Below are 15,628 nucleotides of genomic sequence, written 5' to 3' on the forward strand. Positions count from 1 at the left end.
CGGCTCGGCAGAGGCCTACGTCTCAAGAGTTGCCTCTTCATTTGGTGCCGCTAAAATCATCAGTCGCCACCTTCTCGGCGGCGACTATATATAGATGGTAGAAAGCCAGCCAGGTCCGTGCGGCGGCTAAATTCTCAGAAGAAGAGATACTATGGAAGCAAACCAGACTATTAGGGATCATATCGCCGCTTTGGGCGATTGGTTGGAAGAGCAGATTATCGGTCAAGAGAGATTGGTTAACCGATTGCTGATCGCCATGCTGGCCGATGGCCACCTTTTGGTGGAGGGAGCGCCAGGCCTGGCCAAAACCAAGGCCATTAAAACACTGGGCGAAGCTATTGAGGGTGACTTCCATCGCGTTCAATTTACGCCAGATCTGCTTCCGGCGGATATTACCGGCACCGACATTTACCGGCCGGAAACCGGAGAGTTCCATTTTCAACCAGGTCCAGTGTTTCACAACCTGATACTGGCCGATGAGATTAACCGTGCGCCAGCCAAAGTTCAGTCGGCGCTGCTCGAAGCTATGGCAGAACGGCAGATCAGTGTCGGCCGAAAAACTTATCCCCTTCCCCAGTTATTTTTGGTAATGGCTACCCAAAACCCTATTGAGCAGGAAGGGACTTATCCTCTGCCAGAGGCACAATTAGATAGATTCCTAATGCAGGTAAATCTTGCCTATCCCAATGCGGAGGCGGAAGCAAAAATCCTGCGCCTGGCCAGATCCGAGGCTAGCCTTGGCGAAAATCGCCCCACTGAAATTATCAGCCAAGAAACCATTCTTCAGGCGCGCAACCAAATTCTGGAAATGCAGATGGTTGAGGCCGTGGAAACCTATACTGTCCAACTTGTCATTGCTACTCGCGAGCCGGCGAAGTATGACAGCGAGCTGGCGTCATGGCTAGATTTTGGTGCAAGTCCGAGAGCAACAATTGCATTGGATCGCTGCGCGCGCGCTCACGCCTGGCTCGCCGGGCGCGATTACGTCACCCCAGATGATGTGATGAATGTCGCTCCCGATATTTTACGCCACCGACTCCTGTTGAGTTTTGAGGCGGAAGCGGCGGGAATTACTACCGACCAGGTAATTGAGCGATTACTTCAACAGGTGCCTGCTATCTGATGTCCGCTGAAGCACCCCCAACTGAGCTCGAACTGCGCGGGGCTTATCCCGAAGTAACGCCGTTGATACAAATGCGCTACGCCGCACGGCAGCTGCAATTATTCAAACCGCGCCTGGCCCGCAGTGATCAGGCCGGCAGCCTGCTCACTCGCTATCGCGGCCGCGGCATGAATTTTGAGGAAGTGCGGAACTACCAGGCCGGCGATGATGTGCGCTCCATTGATTGGCGCGTAACAGCTCGAACCGGCCAAACCCACACCAAACTTTACCAAGAGGAGCGCGAGCGCCCGGTAGTTATCCTGTTGGATTTGCGCTCACCGATGTTTTTCGGCAGCAAACGGGCATTTAAATCGGTGACGGCTAGCGGCATCGCTGCAGCGCTGGGTTGGGCTGGTTTACAGCACAGCGATCGGATCGGGGCGCTACTTTTCTCCGACCGGGAAATAGACACAGTGCGCCCGCGCCGCAGCCACCACGCCGTACTTTCGATGATTCACAGTACGGTTGCCCGCGCTACGGAACTGAGCAGCCCCGTCCCCGAACAGGGCAGTCAAACACTGAAAACATTGTTGGAGGAAGCGCGAAGAATCGCACGCCCTGGAAGTGCACTCTTTTTAATCAGTGATTGCCATGATCTCGACGAGAGCTGCTCACAGCCACTCTATCTTTTATCCCGCCATGCCGACCTGCAGGTGCTGAGGGTATCGGACCCGCTGGAGCAACATCTGCCCGACCAATCCCTCACTATATCTGACGGTCGCCAGCGCACATTCCTTCATGCCGGCAATCGGCCGGTACACGAACATTTTGCCGAAAAGCAAGCCCGAGCCCGCGCCGAGGTTGAACAACTGTGCCGGCGTTATCGGCTGCCGTTGCTGGACTTTGATAACACCCAACCGCTTATTCCAGCACTGATGTCCGTCTACGGCTCGCGGCAAAGAAATAATGGCTGGCAAAATACGAGAAGGCCCAAGTAGTAATGAGTTTGAAAGTGCAGAAAAAGCTAGTCGCCAGTGTTTTGGCGAACCAAGGAGCGAAAGCAAAACGCACTGGCAATTTAATTGAGGGCCAGTCGTGATAAAAGGAAGTCTTCTGGCAAAACAAATGCAATCCCCAACACCGCAAGCGCCTTCGCCCGAGGCCCAGGAATTGTTATCGCAACTCCGCGATATACAAGAGCCCAATGCGGTTAATTGGTGGCCACCCGCTCCAGGCTGGTGGATGTTGGCCGTATTAATTCTTGTTTGTCTGGCCGCCGCTGTCCTATGGTGGCGGCAGCGGCGCAAAAAAGTTGAACGCAATCGCTATCGTGTCGAAGCAGCTTCACTGCTCGCCGCAGTAAATACTGAGGAGGCGGATGCAGTACCAGAAATTAATGAAATACTTAAGCGAGTGGCAGTTACAACCTATAGCCGTACAGAGTGCGGCAATCTTATCGGCACAGCATGGGTCGAATTCCTGAAAAAGTCAGCCCCACTCGAGTGCCCCCCTGATGCGCAACAAGCACTCGTCGAAAACCTCTATCGCGGCAGCTGTGACCCAGACAAAAACCAAGCGCTACAGGAATATGCCATTTTATGGGTGAAGCAGCACGGACAACCCACCAAAAATAGCCCTCAACACCAGGGCGGGGAGGCCGCGCATGTTTGAATTCGCCTGGCCATGGGTTTTCTTTTTAGCCCCACTCCCGCTGCTCGCCCGCTGGCTGCTACCTCGCTCCAAACCCATGAGCAGCGCCCTGAAGGTGCCATTTTATTCGGAGCTATCCCAACGTGGCGGCGGTGAACAAAGCAATCTGCTCAATCTGTTTTTGCTGATTCTGATCTGGCTGCTTTTAATTAGCGCCGCAGCCCGCCCCCGGTGGTATGGGGAGCCGATATCTCAACCCAGCAGCGCAAGGGATCTCCTTATTGCCGTAGATATTTCAGGCAGCATGGAAACGCCCGATATGGTAATTAATGGCCGACCGGCGATGCGTATCAATGCAGTAAAACAGGTGGTTGGTGACTTTGTTGAACGGCGTAAAGGTGACCGTTTAGGGTTGGTATTGTTTGGTACTCGCGCCTACCTGCAAGCCCCACTCACTTATGACAGGGAGACAGTAGAAACTCTACTAAAAGAGGCCCAGATCGGCTTTGCTGGACAGGGAACTGCCATCGGCGATGCCATTGGGCTATCGGTCAAACGCCTGACCCAACGCCCCGCAGAGCAACGCGTGCTGATACTCCTCACCGATGGCGCCAACACTGCGGGGGAAGTCTCCCCGCTCAAAGCTGCCGAACTGGCACAGCAAGCGGGCATTACGGTTTACACCATCGGTGTAGGTGCCGACGAAATGGTTCAACCCGGCCTTCTGGGGAGCCGTTTTGGCAGCCGCAGAATTAACCCTTCGCGAGACCTCGACAGCAAGACACTCAAGGAAATCGCCGACAAAACCGGTGGCCGCTATTTCCGCGCCCACAACCCGCAGGAGCTGGCAGAAATCTATGCCGAACTGGATAAGTTAGAGCCTGTCGAACAGGAAGCGGAAAGTTACCGCCCCATGAAGTCCCTGTTCACCTGGCCCCTTAGTATCGCCCTACTACTGGCTGGAATTTGGGCCCTGATTCCCCTGGCGAGCAATTTTCAGCTCCCTGCCAGACGAGAAGAGTTAAGTCGTAACAATGGAGGTCAAGCCCAGTGAATATGCTCGACCTAATCCAATCCTTCCACTTCCTGCGCCCTGGGGTTCTGTGGCTGCTAATTCCCGCAGCACTACTCTGTTGGGGATTGGCAAAGATGGTGCTCAACAGCGCTCAACTGCAAAAGGTCATAGACCCAGATCTGCTGCCTCACCTTCTACTGCGCGGTGGCAGTAAAAGACCCTGGTTATTCGCATTAATATTTGCGCTGCTGGTCGCGATGATTATCGCTCTGGCCGGCCCTGCCTGGCGCAAGCTGCCAACCCCTGTGTACAGCAACCAGGATGCCCTGGTCATACTGCTAGACTTGTCACCGTCCATGATGGCGACAGATCTCTCGCCCAATCGACTAACCCGCGCCCGCCTTAAAATTTTGGATATTTTGCGCCAGAGAAAAGACGGCCTCACCGCGCTCGTCGCCTATGCCGGAGAAGCCCATGTCGTCACCCCTCTTACCGAGGACACGGCTACTATCGCCAATCTGGTACCCGCGTTATCGCCCTCAATCATGCCAGTCCCCGGCAGCAATATCGAAATGGCCGTCGATACAGGAATTCGCCTGTTAAAGGACGGAGCTGCTGGGCGCGGGCAATTACTTGCCGTTACCGATGGCATAGACTCAATGGCCGCCGATGAGGTCGCCAAAGCTCTGTCCAACGCAAAAGTTGAGATGAGCATACTCGCCGTGGGCAGCGGCGAGGGCAGCCCCATCCCACGGGGGAATACCGGTGGATTTGTGACTGATAGTAAAGGGGCCATCGTCATCTCCAATTTCGATGCCAGTGAGCTTCGCCAGCTCGCCCAGTCCAGCGGGGGGCGTTTTGCCAAAATTACGGTAAATGACAGCGATATCGACTATTTACTGCCTCAAACTGACAGCCCGCAACAAGCGCAGCTCACTGAAAGGGAGTTCGACCAATGGCGGGATGAAGGGCCGCTATTACTCCTTTTAATACTACCTTTTGCAGCTCTACTCTTCCGTCGGGGAGCTCTGGCATGCGCCCTGCCCTTACTACTGCTAACTGGAATTTCAAGTGAAAGCCAGGCTATTGAGTGGCAGGATTTATGGCAACGCAAAGACCAGCAGGGCCAGCGCCTATTAGAAGAGGGACAGCCAGCAGAGGCCGCGCAAGAATTTCACAACCCCGAATGGAAAGGCACTGCCAACTATCGCGCAGGCAATTACGCAGAGGCCCAGGAAAATTTCGCCCAAAGTAATAATTCACAGAGTCTGTACAATCTTGGCAACAGCCTGGTGCAACAGGGGGACTACGACAAAGCTATCGAAGCTTACGATGAAGCCCTGCAAAAGCAGCCCGAGTTTGCCGATGCCGAGCACAATCGAGAAATTGCTGAAAAGCTGAAAGAGTTGCAAGAAAAACAGCAGCAATCCCAACAGCAGTCCGGTGAACAGCAGCAAAGCGAGCAGGAACAGAACCAGCAGGGCCAGCAGCAGAGCCAGGAACAACAGCAAAACCAAGAGCAGCAAGCTGAGAACAACGAACAGCAGTCCAGCGAGCAACAACAGGGCAATAATCAACAGCCCTCTGGTTCACCAGAGTCCTCTGAGCAACAGCCCCAAGGTGAGGAGCAGCAGGGCTCCCAAGAAAAGGGCCAGGAAGAGCAGGAGAGCGAACAACAACAGCAAGGTGAACAACAGGGTGAAGAGCAACCGCCGCAAGGGGAATCGCAACCTACTGGCGCTGAAGAAAGCCCGCTCGACCAGGAAACCCAGCAAGCCCTGGACCAATGGCTCCGTCAAATCCCCGATGATCCAGCCGGCCTGATGCGCGAGAAGTTCAAATACGAGAGCCTGCAAAGGCGCCGTGCCTATCGCAGCGGAGAGTGGGAGCCACCGGAAAATGGGGCGACACAAAGATGGTAAAGAACAGTAGAACAATGTCGCTGGATTCAAGGACACTGATTTCAAAAATGCCTATGGACGCAATCATTAACAACCGAATAAAACTTTGGAGCCTCCCACTCAGCCACGCCTTCGCTTTGCTACTTCTTGCAATAGCACTTTGTCTGTCGACACCGGTTTTAGCAAGCGATCTCAGCGCAACGGTCGATAGAGATAAGATTGGAATTGATGAGACAGTCAATTTACGTGTGCGCTATTCAGGAGACAAAAGTGGTGGACAACCGGACTTTGACTTGTTGGAACAGGATTTCGATATTCTCTCACGCCAACAGTCCAACCAGTATCGCGTTATCAATGGCCGTGCAGAGAGTTTTGTCGAGTGGGTACTGGCGCTAGCCCCCAAACGGGAAGGCAAACTGTTTATCCCCTCTTTTAACTATCAAGGAGAGGTTTCCGATGCGGTTCCCGTCACGGTCACCGAAGCGCAAAGTGGACCTAACGGCGGTGAAAAGCAGGCTTTTCTGGAAGTAACACTCGACAAGGAAAAGGTCTATGTCCAAGAGCAACTGCTGGTAAAAATTCGCCTGTACACCACTATCGGCTTACACGATATCGCAACAGAGCCTCTCAAGGTTGCCGGCGCTCATGCAGAAAAAGTCGATGAGCAGCGATATGAGCGCAAGCTCAATGATGTGAGCCATGCGGTTTACGAAGTTACCTACGCCGTTTTCCCAGATAGCTCAGGCAAGCTCAGCATTCCCGCACTAACCTACGTGGCCATCGCTGGGCGCAGGGACCCCTTCTCCCTATTTAATCGCAACAGCCAAAGGCTTCGACTTCGCTCCCAGGAGAAGTCTATCGAAGTGCTGCCAAAACCCGCTGACTACTCTGGCAGCCAATGGCTGCCCGCTGCCAGTCTCGGCATTGTTCAAAGCTGGAGCCAGGACCCGGACACCTTTGCCGTAGGCGAACCTATTACCCGAATTCTTACCGTACGTGCCGAAGGGCTCAGGGCCGCACAGTTGCCCCCACTTCCCAAACTCAACGTGGATGGCCTTAAAACTTACCCCGATCAACCGCAACAAGAAGACCAGGTTGGGCCCAACGGCGTTACCGGAAGCCGTATTGAGACAACCGCGATTGTGGCTACACAACCCGGGGACTACGAGCTTCCTCCCGTCACTGTGACCTGGTGGGATACAAAAAGCCAACGACAACGCACCACTCAACTACCGGCATTCCGCTTCTCAGTTTCCGGTACTGCTGCTGCAGTAACCAGCGACAATGAAACCAGTGCCAAAGTACCTCAGTCAGCTACACCCACTGAACAAGTCGGTACGGTGAGCCATTTTTGGCGCAACCTGGCTATTATCGCGATTGCCTCTCACTTACTGTGGGTGCTGTACTTTTTCTTTCAGAGGCGCAAACCCGCCCAACAAGTACCGAGCAACCACATCCAGGCTCCCGACTTACAACGTGAAACCCGTGCCCTTAAAAAAGCTCTGGAGAGTGAGAATCCCATCCATATCCAGCAAGCCACTTTAAAGTGGCTTGCTGCAAAGTGGCCGCAAGTAAATGGGAAGAGCTTGGCTGCGACCGCGAGGCAACTGAACATCCCCGAGCTGGATCAGCTCCAAGCAGTTCTGGACGCCGCTATTTACAAGTCACCGGCTAGTCCTTTGGACATCAATAAGGTGAAAGCAATAGTCGACTTACTAGTGAACGCGAAACCTGAAAGTGAACCCAGTGAAACGGATAGCGCCCTGCCCTCACTGTTCTCTTAACAGGAGCCACTTCAAATCAAACAGGGAAAGGTTGGCCTTCACCGCCTATGGGTAAGGCCAATTCCTGTGTATTCGAGCAGTTTAAGAGGTACTTTAAATAGAATCAGGAAAAAGTTTGTGTAGATATGATTTTCTTTGCAAGCCCTAACAATTTCCAGATTTTGATGAATCCGCCCCCAAACGCCCTGGGAACTAACACCCCCTTCACGCATTTTCACAATACATTTTGGCAAGCGCCTGAAGCTGATTTTATCCCGATGAAGAAAACGAGCTAGCAATTCAAAATCTGCTGCAACACGGTAGTTGGTTTTATATAAACCTAGCTTTTTATAACAGTCACGCCGTACAAAAAATGTAGGGTGGGGTGGCATCCAGCCCCAGCGAAATTTAGACACCCTAAATTTACTGGAGCCATAAAAACGCACTCTTTGGCTTAAGTTATTGCGAGCCACAATCTCCAGGTCTGCATAGACAGATTGGGCTCCCGAAACTAAAAATTCATTAACAACATTTGAAATTACACGACTATCAGAATAGACATCATCAGAGTTAATTGTGCCGACTATATCGCCAGACGCCAGGCATATGCCTTTATTCATAGCATCATAAATACCTGAGTCTTTTTCAGACACAACTGCCGCGACTTGGTCTTTAAACTCAGATATTATCTCTAGCGTTCCATCAGTAGAGCCACCATCAATAATTATATGCTCAATATTTGCATAATCTTGAGCCAACACGGATAGTATTGTGTCGCGAATGGTGTCAGCACTATTTAGACAAACCGTTATCAGGCTTATTTTTATCACAAAAAGTCTCAAGTTGTCGTTTCGTGAAAAGTAAAACCTCTCTTGAGAACTTTAGTACAAATTACAATATCTGACATTCGATCAACGTAAAATACTTCTATACCAGTCGTATGTTTTCTTTAACCCTACCCCCAAGGAAGTCTGGGAATCCCACCCCAACTTCGATAGCTTTGAGGTGTCTAGCAACTTCCGCGGCACACCATCAGGCATTGACCTGTCAAATGTAATATTTCCCTCAAACCCAATGATCCCGGCGGTTAAATAAGCCAGCTCCTTAACAGTGCAATCCACCCCAGTACCCACATTTAAGTGGGAGCACATAGGCTCTGTCACGGATCGATATACTCGATCTTCCAAACCCATTACAAACACCAACGCATCAACCATATCCTCTACATACAGAAATTCTCGTCGAACATCACCACTCCCCCAAATCCTGACATTCTGCACCCCTTCATTTTTGGCCTTATGGAAACGATGTATTAATGCAGGGATAACGTGTGAATTTGCAGAGTCAAAGTTATCATGTGGACCATAAAGGTTTGTCGGCATAACACTGCGATAGTTACGTCCATACTGCCTTGAGTACGACTCGCACAACTTAATTCCGGCAATCTTAGCAATAGCGTAAGGCTCGTTAGTCGTCTCCAACCTGCCCCCAAGCAGGTCCTGCTCCCGTATCGGCTGGGGGGAATCCCTTGGATAAATACAAGACGACCCAATAAACAGCAAATTTTGGATATCGGCCTTGTGAGCCTGATGGATTACATTGCACTGAATCATCAGATTCTGGTAAATAAAATCAGCTGGGAGCATGCTATTCGCCAATATGCCCCCCACTTTTGCCGCAGCCAAATAAACAGTATCAATCGACTCCGAATTAAAAAAATCAGAAACAGCATCAGCATCTGTCAAGTCCAGCGAATCTCGAGGGCAAGTAATGACTTCACAGTTTTTTAGCGGTCTCAGCCTCTGAATTAATGCCGAACCAACCATGCCCCGATGACCTGCGACAAAAACTCTCTGGGAGTATTTCACTAACTACTCCTCAAAAATAGGCTCAGTGCGATAACCATTCCCAGCCAACAACAAATTCCGCTTCGCTTCCCTCAAATCATACTTAACCATCTCCCCAACTAAATCTTTCAAGGTTGTTTTAGGTGCCCACCCCAGTTCTTGCCGAGCCAATGAGGCGTCACCTATTAGTGACACCACCTCTGTCGGGCGAAAATAACGAGAGTCCACTTTAACAATTACATCTCCACATTTAACTGCTGGAGCATCTTCTCCCACAATTGAAGCAACAACACCTACTTCTTTCTGCCCCTCTCCATGAAACTCTATCGCTATCCCCAACTCTTGAGCACAATTACGAACAAAATCCCTAACGGAGTATTGCAGCCCTGTAGAGATGATAAAATCCTTAGGACTTTCTTGCTGCAACATCAACCATTGCATTTCAACATAGTCTCTAGCATGACCCCAGTCCCTCAGTGCATTCAGCTCCCCCAAATACAGGCAACGCTCTAAACCTTGGGCAACATTTGCCAAACCCCGGGTTATTTTTCGGGTAACAAAAGTTTCACCACGCCGTGATGACTCGTGATTAAATAAGATCCCATTGCAAGCATATAAGCCATAGGCCTCACGGAAATTGACCACAGTCCAATAGGCAAACAATTTTGCAATTGAGTATGGAGAGCGGGGGTAAAAAGGAGTGTTTTCATTCTGAGGGGAAGCTTTGGCAGCACCGTAAAGCTCCGATGTTGAGGCTTGGTAAAACCTGGTTTTATCCAGCCCCAGAAGACGCATCCCCTCAAGTATTCTGAGGGTTCCAAGCCCGTTCACATTTGCAGTATATTCAGGGCATTCAAAACTGACCGCAACATGTGACTGAGCACCCAAATTATAGATTTCATCAGGTCGCACCTCCTGAAGAATTCGGGTCAAATTGCTCGTATCGGTAAGGTCTCCATAGTGAAGAACAAACCTTCTACTATCATCTTGCGGCCCTTGGTACAAGTGATCTATGCGGCTCGTATTAAATGAAGAGGACCTTCTTTTAACTCCATGAACCTCGTACCCTTTCGCCAATAGAAATTCAGCTAAATAAGAGCCATCCTGGCCTGTTACACCGGTTATTAATGCTTTTTTCATGTCTCAGCCTGTTAGAATTATTGGTATACAAGCGCACCACCTCTCCACATCCAATACCGTCCAAACATTTACAAAGATCAATGTCGCTCAGGTTTCGCCCCTAACATCAAGCGAGCCATCTCCCGTATTTCAACCCCCCACAACCTTATCTGAACGAAAGTTGCCAACAATCTATAACCAATATAAATTTCCCTTTTCCGCCAAAAAAATACGACCGACCTTACCGGCGGAAGAAGGGTATATAGGATCAGCTTAAACCTCCCGGCCCCTTTAGAGAGGAAAAACTGCCCTCCCTTTATCCGCCTTGCTTTTGTCGCTACAGATTGCCAGGAGCATCTAACTCGATGATGAACAAAAGCAGATTTCAGAAATAAAACTTGGTACCCTCCCACCCTCAACCTTCTGCAAAACTCAAAATCACCACTCGAAAAGGAATTCTCACTAAAGCCGCCAAACTTCAGGAACAAAAACCGATCAACTACCATATTTGCTGTAGCCGCAACTCCTGCAGATACGTAAACCTCTTGTGGTATCCCTCTCATAAAGTCATAGACTTCATAGATATTGGAAAATCCATGTTGCTTTTGACTTCGCACATCACCGGCAAATAACTTTACACTCCCTCCCCAACACCCAACCGCCCTATCAATTCCGGCTATCCACTTTGAATCCGGCAGGCAATCAGCATCCGTAAATATAAGCCAATCTCCTTCAGCTATCTCTGCCCCTCTGTTTCTTGCCGCATAAGATCCAGGCTTTTTGCACTTTCCTCTCTTAACCTGGAAGCTTCCCCCCCCTAAAAAGGATGGAGAATTCCCGTCGTTTGATATCAGTACAAGCTCAAAAAGGTCTTTTGAAATGACTTGAGACTCCAAGCAACAAACCAACTCCTCAATGAAGTGCCACTGCTGATAGACCGGAACAATCACGGAAAATTTAACCCGCATAGCAGCACCAATTGCAGATATTGTTAGACATTTGAATCATCACGCACTGACTAAACGATTAGCACAACACTTGGAATTAGCAACCTACAACATTGACCAACAAACAGGATGGGCGGGGATTTCAACAACTGGATCAGGAGAGAGATAGATGGGAATTTCGACAGCAGCCAGGGTAGTTAGAACCTGGCAACCTTAAGGGAAGACCGAAACAATCAATGAGAAAATAAATTTGGATAAGGCTTAAAGCACCACAACCTTGAAACCGCAGAACACAAACTTACTTCAGGGAATAGCCAGAGACCCGCCCGAAAAGAAAATGATGTAGAAGCTAGCGCTATAAAAAGATGAACCAAAGCCAGCTACCCGTTGATAGCAGCCTCCTCCAACACCTTCAAGGTGGCTTCCGCTGCTCGATCCCAAGAAAACTCTTTTACCCGAGCGCATGCAGATTCCTGAAGGCTATGGACCAAATCCAAATCTGAATGCAGCTGATGGATACCATTAGCCATGCTAGAAACCGAAAGAGGGTCGACTAAAATAGCTCCATCTCCAGCCACCTCCCGCATAGCTCCAGTATTAGAGGTCAAAACCGGCGTGTTCTGCGAAAATGCCTCAACAATAGGCAGCCCAAACCCCTCATAAATCGAAGGGATTAGTAAAGCTCTGGCATTATGATACAAGCCACTTAACTCGTGATCAGGCACATAACCCCGCACCTTTACCATTTCCCTTAAACCCAACCCCTCAATAACTTCACTTAATCGAGGCAGCCCCCAGCCTTGCCCACCGCAAATATAAAGCGGCAATGCTCCTTGAGTAGCCATATCCAAGTAAGCTCGATATGCGGCCAGCAGGCGCTCCAAATTTTTCCGGGGCTCCAGGGTACCGACGAAAAGGAAATACTCCCCATCAATGCGGTCGTCAGTATTTCCCAAGAAAGGTGCTTCAGGAATAACAACGGTCTTACCCACAGACTTTGGCATTAACTCTGTGAGCTCATCGGCGGTAAATGCTGATACCGCTATCACCGTTTGCGCCGAGTTTACCGAAGGGGGCATCAACCCACGCTCTAGGTGTTTACCAAATACAGACATAGTTTCAGGAAAGCGCGCCCAAACCACGTCGTGAATCGTCACAACCCGGCTTACCGAAGACGGCATCATCAGTGGTAAATGATGCCTAGGGGACCAAAAGACCTGTACACCATCACGCTTGGCCCAAGACGGAAAGAAGGCTTGAGCAAAAAATGTTCCCAGGGATTTGCGCCCTACCTTCCCTGAACGTACAAACACGTTCTCAGCCTTAGAAAACCGATCCGGGAGGGGGGCGTCGCTATACAGAAACCAATGATGCCCACTCTTCAGCATGCGCTCAATAAGTGCCTCTGTGTAACGGCCAATCCCAGTGGTGGTAACTGAAAGCGGCCTGGCATCAACCCCTATCCTAAGCATTGGAATTCCTATTCAACTCAGTCACAGCACTATCTACATCACACCCAAGCAATCTTCGGCAAAGCTCTTGATAAGCAGCGTGCCCCCCCCCTTTGAACTGAACCTCATCACGCCGAGGGAAGGCATGCTCCATAGCTCAAGTCTTATCATTTATCATGGCCTCTCTGCGTGCCTCGCTATAGGCCGAGGGATTACATGAGAGACTTAAGATCGACTAGGAGCCACGTATGATTGCATAGATATCAAAAGAGCTTGTGCCTCAGCATTCAACCCAAGGTAGCAGGAATGTAACGCCCAATCACCCTGGCAGGAATCGAAAGTCGTCGGGCATCTACCACCCTTCTGGCCACTAATCCACCAGGCCCCTCTCCAAGAGAACGTCCCGATAGAGCTGATGATAAGCAGCGGCCATTTTGTCAGCCGTAAATAACCTCTCGTAACGACAACGACCGGCGCGTCCCATCTCCTCTGCTTTCACAGGGTCGGACCATAAACTATTCATCGCTTTACGCAGTGCGAGATGGTCAGCCGCCTTCACGACATACCCTGTTTCCCCATTCTGGTTAACAAAACTGGTCCCAGTGCCAATTTCACAGGAGATAAGGGGCTTACTATTCATCAACCCTTCAATCAAAGTTACTCCGAAAGCCTCCGAGCGCAAATGAGAGGGGAAAACCACTGCTCGGCATAATTTCATTAGCGCCACTTTCTGTTCATCACTGACAAATCCAGCAAAATATATGTTACTTGCTCCGAGTTTGTCCGCCAGGGATTTTAAGCGATTAGCCTCAGGGCCCTTACCTGCAATAACAACACGATAAGGCTGATTTGCGGCGGCCCGGATTAGATATTCCAGCCCTTTGTAATACCTGAGCACACCGACAAACAACATAAAATTCTTGCCGTACTTCATCTCAATATTCACCAAAGACTTCTTCGAGGGCTCAGGATATCCCTGCTCAGAAACCCCTAGGGGTATTACCTTTACCTTGTCCCGATAAGCGGCAAGAACTGGGCTAGTTTCCACATAATTGTATGAAGTTGCCACGATACGATCTGCTCGCCCCAGGAACCAGCACATCAATGGTCGATATAAAGTACCTAGCAGCCTCTGTCTAACGATATCGGAATGGTAGGTCACCACCAGCGGGCGTGACCTACCAGCCAGTAAATAAGTCAGATCGCCGAATGGCCAGGGAAAATGAAAATGCAACAACTTGGCTTTTGAGCGAAACAAAGCTCTGAAAAGCCCCGGCCCCACACAGCACGAAGCAACCGAAAACCAGCGCCTTCGGGCAATCACGGGAAACCGCTCATTCAGCTTCAAGCGCAAGGGAGAATTCACCAAGGTCAGGACGCCACATTTGTCTGTTTTTCGTGCAATTTCTAGGATTACCTGTTCGACCCCCCCTTGAGATTCAGGATAAAAGGTTCTATAGCAATGTAGGATTTCAGGCTCGGGGATCAATGGAGACTCACTTAACAGCGGGACCAAAGCCCCACAGATAACCTATTGTTTTATAACGTATTAGGGTATGATAACCGCTCCAGTAACCCCGGTGTCAATGTGAGAATACTGTTCTGTACTATGCAATTCGGGCCCGGATATAATCAGGGAACCGAAAAGTATATTCGCAACCTCGCTCGCGATTTAAGTGGGCGGGGATGTGATATCGTGGTTGCCGGTGGTGACCCGGAAGGCATAATAACCGATGACTCTCTTATTGATGGAAGGGGGGTTCAGCTAATCAAACTTCCGACTTTTGGTTGGAGCACCACTCTAGGCGACTCAATTGATAGTTATCAAAACCTCCTTACGGAATTGAAACCCGATTTAGTGCATATGGTAAATCCAGCCCATATTGGTGTTAATTTGCTAAATGCCGCTCAAAAGCTTGGGATTCCCTACTTTATATCTATCACCGACTTCTGGTGGCTCTGCCCAAAGCATACATTGACGCTTAAGTCCGGCGAGTTCTGCTCAGGTTTTGCCGAGCAAGAAACCTGCTTCCGATGTATTGCGGAAACACACCCTAACAGACTGGTTAAAGCTGCCTCTCAGCTCCCTGCTGCCAGGGGTTGTATGGCCAAAATTCTGCATTTGAAGAATGCTCAATTTACTGCCCAACCAAAAGATAAAGATCGTAAAAAAATACTGATCTCAGTCCTGAATAAAGCCAAAAGGGTAATTTGCCTCTCCAAAACAAGCCAGAGGCTTATAAGCGAATACTTCTCACTTAGCAACACCCACTACATCCCTGCAGGTCTATCGAATACTTGGTTTGAAACAAGCTGCTCTCGACAAACGAATAGTAGTTCCTTTGTAGTAGGGTTTCTTGGGGCCCTTGCCCCACACAAAGGCCTGCATACCCTTATCCACGCACTAAATGACCTTGGTGACTCAAAAATAACTCTCAGGGTCGCTGGAAAAACATCAGCTCAGAAATATGCAAAACAGTGCCTAAACACCTATGGAAATACTCAGTATTTTGGCGAACTTAGCGAACCGCAAAGCAAAGAATTTCTAGACTCTCTGGATGTCCTGGTAATACCTAGTAACTCACCAGAAAATCAACCGCAAGTATTGCTTGAAGCAGCAGCTAGGAAAAAGCCCGTTCTTGCCTCCAATATACCAGGCTGCGCGGAACTTCTTCCTCCAGCTGCCGTATTCCCGGTCGATGATGTGAGGCGGCTGAGAGAACTGCTAAACGTAGCAAAAAAAGACATATCGAAAATAGGCTACCCTACTTTAGGGCTATCCTCCGAAGCAGTGTCGAAAGAAATATTAACCGAATACCAAAAAGTATTGTAA

General features: G+C 49.8%; 13 protein-coding genes. 7 read left to right on the top strand and 6 right to left on the bottom strand.

Going from position 1 to position 15,628, the window contains the following annotated elements; translation table 11 throughout:
- Positions 1-151 precede the first annotated feature (151 nt).
- The 6 genes from ACJJI5_RS15305 to ACJJI5_RS15330 all read left to right on the top strand — a co-directional run bounded on the left by ACJJI5_RS15305 (position 152) and on the right by ACJJI5_RS15330 (position 7,452).
- Positions 152-1,123, top strand: a complete 972-nt coding sequence (locus ACJJI5_RS15305) for an AAA family ATPase (RefSeq protein WP_282932305.1) — start codon at positions 152-154, stop codon at positions 1,121-1,123.
- Positions 1,123-2,100 carry a DUF58 domain-containing protein gene (locus tag ACJJI5_RS15310; RefSeq protein WP_445354534.1) on the top strand — a complete coding sequence of 326 codons (978 nt, stop codon included), beginning with the start codon at positions 1,123-1,125 and terminating at the stop codon, positions 2,098-2,100. The genes ACJJI5_RS15305 and ACJJI5_RS15310 overlap by 1 nt, the downstream gene beginning before the upstream one ends.
- 127 nt (positions 2,101-2,227) lie before the next feature.
- Positions 2,228-2,773 carry a DUF4381 domain-containing protein gene (locus ACJJI5_RS15315; protein ID WP_445354535.1) on the top strand — a complete coding sequence of 182 codons (546 nt, stop codon included), beginning with the start codon at positions 2,228-2,230 and terminating at the stop codon, positions 2,771-2,773.
- Complete coding sequence (locus ACJJI5_RS15320; protein WP_444893491.1) at positions 2,766-3,806, top strand: vWA domain-containing protein; 1,041 nt, start codon at positions 2,766-2,768, stop codon at positions 3,804-3,806. Before ACJJI5_RS15315 ends, ACJJI5_RS15320 begins: the two co-directional genes overlap by 8 nt.
- A 2-nt stretch (positions 3,807-3,808) precedes the next feature.
- Positions 3,809-5,689, top strand: a complete 1,881-nt coding sequence (locus ACJJI5_RS15325) for a VWA domain-containing protein (RefSeq protein WP_445356319.1) — start codon at positions 3,809-3,811, stop codon at positions 5,687-5,689.
- Positions 5,683-7,452 carry a BatD family protein gene (locus ACJJI5_RS15330; protein ID WP_445354536.1) on the top strand — a complete coding sequence of 590 codons (1,770 nt, stop codon included), beginning with the start codon at positions 5,683-5,685 and terminating at the stop codon, positions 7,450-7,452. Before ACJJI5_RS15325 ends, ACJJI5_RS15330 begins: the two co-directional genes overlap by 7 nt.
- A gap of 38 nt (positions 7,453-7,490) precedes the next feature.
- Here the strand turns inward: ACJJI5_RS15330 and ACJJI5_RS15335 are convergent, their stop codons facing one another.
- From ACJJI5_RS15335 to ACJJI5_RS15360, 6 genes are all read right to left on the bottom strand, one after another.
- Positions 7,491-8,261 carry a glycosyltransferase family 2 protein gene (locus tag ACJJI5_RS15335; RefSeq protein ID WP_444897711.1) on the bottom strand — a complete coding sequence of 257 codons (771 nt, stop codon included), beginning with the start codon at positions 8,259-8,261 and terminating at the stop codon, positions 7,491-7,493.
- A gap of 81 nt (positions 8,262-8,342) precedes the next feature.
- The gene (locus ACJJI5_RS15340) at positions 8,343-9,299 is read right to left on the bottom strand and encodes a GDP-L-fucose synthase family protein (RefSeq protein WP_444897712.1); all 957 of its coding nucleotides are present in this window, start codon (positions 9,297-9,299) and stop codon (positions 8,343-8,345) included.
- A gap of 3 nt (positions 9,300-9,302) precedes the next feature.
- Positions 9,303-10,418 carry a GDP-mannose 4,6-dehydratase gene (gmd, locus tag ACJJI5_RS15345; RefSeq protein ID WP_444897713.1) on the bottom strand — a complete coding sequence of 372 codons (1,116 nt, stop codon included), beginning with the start codon at positions 10,416-10,418 and terminating at the stop codon, positions 9,303-9,305.
- A 77-nt stretch (positions 10,419-10,495) separates the two neighbouring features.
- Positions 10,496-11,365 carry a glycosyltransferase family 2 protein gene (locus ACJJI5_RS15350; protein ID WP_444897714.1) on the bottom strand — a complete coding sequence of 290 codons (870 nt, stop codon included), beginning with the start codon at positions 11,363-11,365 and terminating at the stop codon, positions 10,496-10,498.
- 359 nt (positions 11,366-11,724) lie between these two features.
- Entirely contained in the window at positions 11,725-12,816 is a 1,092-nt protein-coding gene (locus ACJJI5_RS15355) for a glycosyltransferase family 4 protein (protein ID WP_445354537.1), read from the bottom strand.
- Positions 12,817-13,165: 349 nt separating this feature from the next.
- Positions 13,166-14,311 carry a glycosyltransferase gene (locus tag ACJJI5_RS15360; protein WP_444897716.1) on the bottom strand — a complete coding sequence of 382 codons (1,146 nt, stop codon included), beginning with the start codon at positions 14,309-14,311 and terminating at the stop codon, positions 13,166-13,168.
- A 93-nt stretch (positions 14,312-14,404) separates the two neighbouring features.
- On the opposite strand from ACJJI5_RS15360, the gene ACJJI5_RS15365 reads away from it, so the two are divergent.
- Entirely contained in the window at positions 14,405-15,628 is a 1,224-nt protein-coding gene (locus ACJJI5_RS15365) for a glycosyltransferase (protein ID WP_444898238.1), read from the top strand.

The organism is Microbulbifer maximicatervae (SeqCode) (assembly GCF_052467955.1).